General features: G+C 63.2%; 6 protein-coding genes and 1 pseudogene. All 7 read left to right on the plus strand.

The genetic code is table 11. The features are described from left to right. The first annotated feature begins 31 nt into the window (after positions 1-31). A complete protein-coding gene (locus tag DYE23_RS29910; RefSeq protein ID WP_235660698.1) occupies positions 32-1519 on the plus strand; it encodes a tyrosine-type recombinase/integrase in 1488 nt (495 codons plus the stop codon). Positions 1520-2092: 573 nt separating this feature from the next. After that, positions 2093-3343 (plus strand): hypothetical protein, encoded by a 1251-nt coding sequence (locus tag DYE23_RS29915; RefSeq protein ID WP_235660699.1) that lies wholly within the window; start codon positions 2093-2095, stop codon positions 3341-3343. After that, the gene (locus DYE23_RS29920) at positions 3340-4053 is read left to right on the plus strand and encodes a hypothetical protein (RefSeq protein ID WP_115329283.1); all 714 of its coding nucleotides are present in this window, start codon (positions 3340-3342) and stop codon (positions 4051-4053) included. The genes DYE23_RS29915 and DYE23_RS29920 overlap by 4 nt, the downstream gene beginning before the upstream one ends. Then, the gene (locus DYE23_RS29925; protein ID WP_147292311.1) at positions 3978-4697 is read left to right on the plus strand and encodes a hypothetical protein; all 720 of its coding nucleotides are present in this window, start codon (positions 3978-3980) and stop codon (positions 4695-4697) included. The genes DYE23_RS29920 and DYE23_RS29925 overlap by 76 nt, the downstream gene beginning before the upstream one ends. Positions 4698-4745: 48 nt before the next feature. Then, positions 4746-6007, plus strand: a protein-coding gene (locus tag DYE23_RS29930) for an IS3 family transposase (RefSeq protein ID WP_115329285.1) whose coding sequence is annotated in 2 segments (ribosomal slippage) — positions 4746-5034 and positions 5034-6007 — 1263 coding nt in all. Because the reading frame shifts where the segments join, the coding sequence is not laid out codon by codon here. 156 nt (positions 6008-6163) lie between these two features. Then, positions 6164-6853: a hypothetical protein gene (locus tag DYE23_RS29935; RefSeq protein ID WP_174905253.1), complete on the plus strand. Its 690-nt coding sequence runs from the start codon at positions 6164-6166 to the stop codon at positions 6851-6853. Beyond that, a pseudogene (locus DYE23_RS29940) lies at positions 6837-7037 on the plus strand (hypothetical protein); the annotation flags it as partial. The gene DYE23_RS29935 and the pseudogene DYE23_RS29940, both read left to right, overlap by 17 nt.

The raw sequence follows: 7037 nt of genomic DNA on the forward strand, positions 1-7037 counted from the left end.
ATGTCGGTGTGTTGTGGCAGGTTCTGTTGCTATGGAACAACACGACGACGGCTCCCGCTGGAGGCTGTGTTGGGCGCGGCAGCCTAGCCGGCCGTACACGGCGAGGTCCGATGTCCTTGCAGACTTCCCGGACCTAGCCGAGCGTGAGGCTGCGCTCGGAATTCGCCCCGGGCAGCCGTTCCTCCTGATGGCCGATGGTCGACCGGACGTTGAGGTCCTGGAATTCTTCCGGTCAGCAGCGTTCCAATCGTTGGCGGCCGGGTCGCAGGAGTCCTACGCTCCGGACATCCAGCTGTTTCTCTCCTTCCTGTCCGTTCAAGGCATCGACTGGAAAACAGCGACGTTCGAGCATCTTGCCGACTATGAGTTCTGGCGGCGACGCGACCAGGAGAACCCGGATCGTGTTGGTGCAGCGACGTTTTCACGGGATCTGGCGGCGATCAAGAAGTTCTACGACTGGCAGCAGTGGCGGGGCAACGTGGCTGTTTCTCCTGTCAGCCGGCACAAATCCAGCTCCACTGGGGACTCGGACTCCACGCGGTTGCAACCGAGTGCTGTCCGCTCGGTCCAATTGAAATGGCTGACGCCCCGAGCGTATAAACGCTGGCGCGACGTCGGCCTCGGCGGCTACCGCGGCGACGGGCGACGGGATGCGACCTGGCGAGGACGCAACGACGGTCGCAACCTGGCGTTCGCCGAAGCGCTGTGGTCGAGCGGGCTGCGACTGCGTGAAGCCGGAACACTGGTCCTGGGCGAGATCCCCAGTGCTGACAGCCAAGTGCGTTACGCCAAGGCCCGAGTCGGTCAAGCCGTCGCGAAAGGCCGCGGCCGTGATTTCTGGATCAGTACTGCAGCACTGAAACACATTGACAATTACCGTATTTCAACCCGCGCGGCCGCCGTTCACCGGGCCCGTTCTGAAGGTCGTTACGACGCATTGACCGACATCAAGGTCGTCGACGCGGTGGACCATCACCGCCGTGTCCACTTCACCAACCGGGATGGCAGCAAGGGGACGGTACCGCTGGACAGTCTCGACGCGGATGATCGGCTCAACTTCTACATCACCACTGATTGCGGGCTTGAGCCGTGGATGGTGTGGCTGTCCGAAGCCGGTTTGCCGTTGCCGTATCGCACCTGGGAGGCGATCTTCTCCACGGCTAACGATCGGTGTCGGACCCTTGGGGTAGACATCCATTGTCACCCGCATATGCTGCGCCACTCGTTCGCCCTGAGGATGTTGGTCACGTTGATCTACGCACACGAACGCAAGATGGGCATCAGCCCTGCCGAACGGCGCGAGTATCGCCACATCTTTGGTGACCCTTGGGTTTTGGTTCAAACATTGCTGGGCCACGCAAGCTTGGAAACCACTCGCAACTGCTATCTCGAACCCGTGTCGGGACTGCAGGTAGACCTGTTCCTCAATGACGACATGGCCGAGGACGCATCGATCGCCGATTTCATCACGCATATCGCAGCGGCGGCTCCCGGAATCGTCGACACCGAGGAGCGATGAGCGGTGGCCTCGCGTAGGGCAGCGGCACTCCCCGCTGGCAAGTACGCCCGACCCAACCCGGTGGACCCTGAGCTTCGGCAACTCTGTTTCACCGACGAGGCGGGACGCACACGGACATTCTCATTCGAGGACGTCCACGGGCCCGCTGAACTGATCGATGACCTGGTGACCGCACTCGCGAACGGATCCCAATCCGGTGGCCGTTGGCGCACACTGGCGACCGTCGACGCGGCGGTGAGCGCCGCGCGTCAACTCATCACCTACCTGGGTACGGAGTTCCCTGAGGTCCACTCGATCGCCGATTTCGGGCCGGAGGTGTGGTGGGCGTGGCGAGCCGCCAAGGAGAGCCAGTCTCGGTGGCCGGGGCAAGTGAACCTTATGCGGACCGTGCTATCGGAGTCACCTCGACTTCCCGATACCACACGGAAGGCGATGCGCGCGAAGGCCGTGAAGCCTCGGAAACGACTGCCGGAGAATGATTCCTACAGTCGCGATGAGTTCGGACGGATCCGCAGTGCCGCCAAGGGTGAGGTCCGTCAAGCGCTCCGACGAATCCGGACCAACACCGAGAGGTTGCACCAGTACCGCGAGGTTGGTGATGTCGGTGACGGAATCACGTTCAAGGTCGGCGGGTCGCGGTGGAGCACCGGATCCCTGCTGGAGTATCTGTCACGAAACGGGATGCTTCCCTCGCAGTATCTCGCGAATCGTGTGGTCCTGAAGGGCTGCTTCGACCTGGCTGGCGTGTCGAATCCGGCGCAGGCGCTGTTCCCATCGATAAGGGAAATCTATTGCTTAATGGTCCTTCTCGTGTGCGAGCGAGGATTCAATCTCTCCGTCATGGATAACCTCACCGTGACCTCGTTTAGGGCATCTGACGGCGCCGGTGAAGACTCGGTATACACCGTCAACACCGACAAACCGAGACGAGGAACCAAGCGCTACAGCGCCGAAATCCTCGCCGGCGAGGCCGGAAAGCTCTGGGAGAACGCCGTCCGCTTGACCGAGCCATGCCGCACCGCACTCGCTGCACTCGGAACCCCGTCGGAGAAGTTGCTCATCGCCCACCGGCACAAGAACCTTACCAACGAGGGCCCGTTCCGGCAGGAATGGTTGACCGCGGGCATCGGCGATCACTACATGTCCGATGCCGGCCTGCTGGCAGACGACGGCACCCCGTTGCGTGTGAGTCTGCGACGGCTGCGGTTGTCCGAGCAGGTGTTGAACCAACATGCCCGGCAGAACAGCGAATCCGTCAGCGAAGACACCTACCGCAGCCCAGACCCGGCCACCGCAGAAGGGGCCGCCGACACCATCATTGATGGACAGGACGATGCCGTCGCCCACGCCAGAGCGACGATTGCGATCCGCTCGCTGAGTGCCGCCGAAGTGATTGCGGCCCGCAGAGATCCGGAAACTGCCGCGACGCAACTGGGTATCCCGGTGCCGACACTGAAGCTGCTGCTTGCCGGAGACCTCGACACCGCCACCACCGCGTGCACCGACTTCTTGAACAGCCCGTTCGCCGCCACCGCCGGCGAACCGTGCCCGGCCTCATTCTTCGCCTGCTTTACCTGCACGAACGCTGTCATCACTCCCGCGCATCTACCGCGCCTGGTCACACTGCTTGATGCCCTCGACAACGTCGCCACCCTCGTTGCCCCGGCCCGGTGGGAGACGAACTACCGCGACCACTACGTCAGGCTGCGAGCGATTCTCGACCAGAACGCAACCAACGCCGAGATCGGCGATGCCCGCCGCCACGTCACCGACGCTGACCGCGAAGTCGTCACTGCGCTCATCGGAAGGAACCTCGACGCGTGAGCACCGCAGCAGCCAACCCATGGCCACAGCAGACCAGTCAGCTCGAACTTGACGACACAGATCCGGTCATCGCTGACATCGAGCGCGTACCTGAAGCACGGCGAGGAAACTTCTCCACCGTGGGCGACAACCGTTGGGATCTCACACCGCTGGTGCAGAAACACACCGTGTCGGGCACGTTGAGCATCGTCTTCGACACCTTCCCACCGCACTATGTCGCCACCGCCAAGCGACTGATCTGGGCGAGCATCAACAAGCCGACACCGGTCGAGGATCTGGAGCGCTCCTCGGCAGCGCGTAGCCAACTCGCGCCGGCCACAGTGTGCATCTTCGCGCGATTCCTGCGGCAATGGATGACGTGGCTGGCAGAGAGGGACATTCACGAGTTCAGCGCCGTCACCGATGCCACCTACGACGAATATGCCGAGCACCTCAAACGACACCGCGGCTCACGCGAGAACGTGGGCAACATGCTCTTCGCCGTCACCCGTGCCTGGCTTTACGCTCCATACCTTCCCGAAGCCGACCGCCTCGCACGCCCACCATGGGAGAACAGCCAGATGGGCCGGGCATCGGTTCTTGGCCCCGCGAACTGGTCCAGCGAGAACAAGACGACCCCATTCATCCGCAGACGATGGCCGGCCTTGTCGTCTGGGCGATGCGCTTCGTCACCGACTTCAGCGACGACATCCTCGCCGCGAAGGCACTGAAAGCGACGCCTTGCGATGTCCCGCCGAGACTCCAAGGGCTCACGTACTACCAACGGTTCCGTGACTATGCCGAAAAGCGTCGTCAGGAGTCGCAGACGGTACCTGGGTGGGTGGCTCCCAATCGGCCACACATGCGCTCTCTGGCAAAGGGATTCATCGGCTGGCAGCTCGGTCTCTCTCCCGAAGAAGCCAAGTCGATCGGCCCGCATTACTTGGCAGCCGACCTGGCACCGAGCGACGAAGCGCAATTGCCCATGCAGATCACAGGCTCCATCGACGGGAAAGCCTGGACAACGGCGATCAACTTCTACGAGGTCGAGGAGCTGTGCCGCCATCTGGCGACCGCCGCGTTCGTCGTCGTCGCGTACCTGACCGGGATGCGCGGGGAAGAGTGCCGCGCACTGGAGCGCGGCTGCTGCCGAACCCACACTGACCCCGCGCCCGGGCAACTCCACTACCGCATCCACGGAAGAACCTTCAAAGGCGCACTTGATAAGTCGGGCAATGCAATACCCGCCGGCGTTGAACGAGAACAACCCTGGCTGGCCATCGCGCCCGTGGCGAAAGCCGTCGCCGTAATGGAAGCACTGAACCCCACTTCCCAACTTCTGTTTCCGATCGACGCGTTCTCCCTATGGCCCTGAACCGCCCCGGCATGTCCGGAGACTCCATTTGTTGGGAAGGATGGGGTCATGTCAGGTGGTTCGTCGAGGAGGTATCCGCCGGAGCTTCGTGAGCGGGCGGTGCGCATGGTCGCTGAGATCAGCGATCAGCACGAGTCGGAGTGGGCGGCGATGGGTGAAGTCGCCCGGTTGCTGGGGATTGGCACGGCTGAGACTGTGCGCAAGTGGGTGCGCCAGGCCCAGGTCGATGCCGGCGCCCGGTCGGGAACCACGACCGAGGAGTCCGCCGAGCTTAAGAAGCTGCGCCGGGAGAACGCCGAGCTCAAGCGGGCCAACGCGATCTTGAAGACGGCGTCGGCTTTCTTCGCGGCCGAACTGGACCGGCCACACCACTAGTCTGTCGATTCATCGCTGAGCATCAGGGCCACCGGGAGGGTCCTGATGGTCTGCGGTGGGGTGTCCAGTCGATCTGTGATGAGCTCGTCCGGCTCGGTGTGCAGATCGCCCCGTCGACCTATTACGAGCATCTCGCGAGTGAGCCCAGCCGTCGCGAGGTTCGCGACGAGGAGCTCAAAGCCCACGTCAATCGTGTTCACGCCGCGAACTATCGCGTGTACGGGGCGCGCAAGGTGTGGCTGGCGCTCAACCGGGAGGGCATCGGGGTGGCCCGCTGCACGGTGGAGCGGCTGATGTCTGAACTCGGCCTGTCCGGTGCGGTACGCGGCAAGGCCAAACCGACCACGATCGCTGATCCGGCCGCAGTGCGTCCGGCCGATTTGGTCGGGCGGCGCTTCGGTCCGGTCGCACCGAATCGGCTCTGGGTGGCCGATCTGACCTATGTGTCGACCTGGTCGGGGTTCGCCTACGTCGCGTTTGTCACCGACGCCTACGCTCGGCGGATTCTGGGCTGGCGGGTGGCATCAACGATGGCGACCACGATGGTGCTCGACTCCATCGAGCAAGCCATCTGGACACGTCAGCGAGACGGCGTCCACGATTTGAAAGATGTTGTCCACCATACGGATAGAGGCTCGCAATACACGTCGATTCGGTTCACGGAACGTCTCGCCGAAGCCGGTATCCAACCGTCGGTCGGGGCGGTCGGCAGTTCCTATGACAACGCGCTCGCCGAGACGATCAACGGTTTGTACAAGACCGAGGTGATCAGACCGGGCAAGCCCTGGCGCACCGTTGAGGACGTCGAGTTGGCGACCGCCCGGTGGGTCGACTGGTTCAACCACCGTCGGCTCTACGAGTACTGCGGCGACGTCCCGCCGGCTGAGCTTGAGGCTGCCTACTACGCTCAACAAGCGAGGCCAGCCGCCGGCTGAGTCCTCAAATCAGAAAGTCTCCGGACTCCCCGGGGCGGTTCACCCTGCGGTGTCAACGCGGGAAAGGCCGTGCATCCCCGGATGGTTCGGGACCGTGTCCAAGACTTGATCGATTGGAGCAATCGCGCCGCTGTGAGACTCGAACGCCCTCACGAGGTGATCCCCGCCGATCCCGAGGAAGCTGTGACCGTCAAGCGGTTCAGACGAACACTGGCCTGGTTCATCTACCGCAAGCCTGGCGGCCGCGTGGCCCTCGGCGTGCAGTACGGACACCTGCGCGGCTACACCACAGACGGCTACGGATCACGGGTCGCCAGCGGCCTCCGAGACGTCTTCCCGATGGAGGAAGCCCTCGCCCGAGCCGACTACCTCGAAGACGCACATCAACGCCTCGAAAACGGTGAACAGGTCAGCGGCCCGGCCGCTGTTCGATACACCCAGGCCATCCACCTCTTCGACCGGCAATTCCGCGGCCGCTACATGAGCACCAAGCAAGCGGCCGCCCTCCGCACCAACCCCCAACTGCGCATTTACGACAACCCGCAACAGTTCGTCACCTGCTGCTATGACCAGTCCAAGGCGCTATGTCACCCCGACCGACAGGTCACGACAAGCCAGCACCGCTCACCTGATGTCTCCCACTGCCAACCCGGATGCGGCAACATCGCCCGAACCGACCAGAACATCAACCAAATCCGGGACGCCATCGCTCAACACCAGGCCGAAATTGCCTCTCCCGCAACGCCGATACCGCTACGCGGCCGACTCGAACAACGCATCACTACCCTCCAAACCATCGTCGACGAGCATCAAACAACGAGAAGCCGTGATGACCGACCAGGCTGACGAACGGGTGCGCCGCGCGATCCGCGACGCCATGGACCGACTCATCGCCGGCAAGCCGCTGCACTCCGACGGCAAACTCACCATCAAGTCGCTCGCGGAGGAGGCCCGCGTCAAACGATGGCTGCTCACCCACCGGCACACCGACCTCCAAGACGAATTCCGCGCCCGCATCGCAAAACACCGC

Source organism: Mycolicibacterium gilvum, assembly GCF_900454025.1.
Lineage (GTDB): Bacteria > Actinomycetota > Actinomycetes > Mycobacteriales > Mycobacteriaceae > Mycobacterium > Mycobacterium gilvum.